At 69.3% G+C, this 336-nt stretch carries 1 protein-coding gene; it reads left to right on the forward strand.

The features are described from left to right. On the forward strand, positions 1-336 hold a 336-nt coding region (locus tag ACG0Z3_RS23280), incomplete at both ends, for a hypothetical protein (protein WP_394402444.1).

Raw genomic sequence — 336 nt, forward strand, 5'->3', positions numbered from 1 at the left:
GCAGTCCGGCGCAGACTGTCGCGGCCGCCACCGGCAGCGTCACCCACACCTTCGCCAGCGCCGGCAACGCGACCATCTCGGTCACGGTGGTGGACGAGGACGGCAGCTTTGCCGCCGGCTCGCAGGCCGTGGTGATTGCTGCGCCCACGCCCACGGTCAGCTTCGAGGCCGGCGGCAATGCCGTGCTCAGCGAAGGTGCAACCTTCGCACGCACCATCAGCTTCAGCGACGGCCAGGACAACGGCGCTGCCGGCTGGACCTACACCGTCGACTACGGCGACGGCACCGTCATCAACGGCAGCACCGCCACGCCCAGCATCGAGCTCAACCACCTCT

The sequence above is a fragment of the Pelomonas margarita genome, assembly GCF_043555875.1.
Classification (GTDB): domain Bacteria; phylum Pseudomonadota; class Gammaproteobacteria; order Burkholderiales; family Burkholderiaceae_C; genus Pelomonas; species Pelomonas margarita.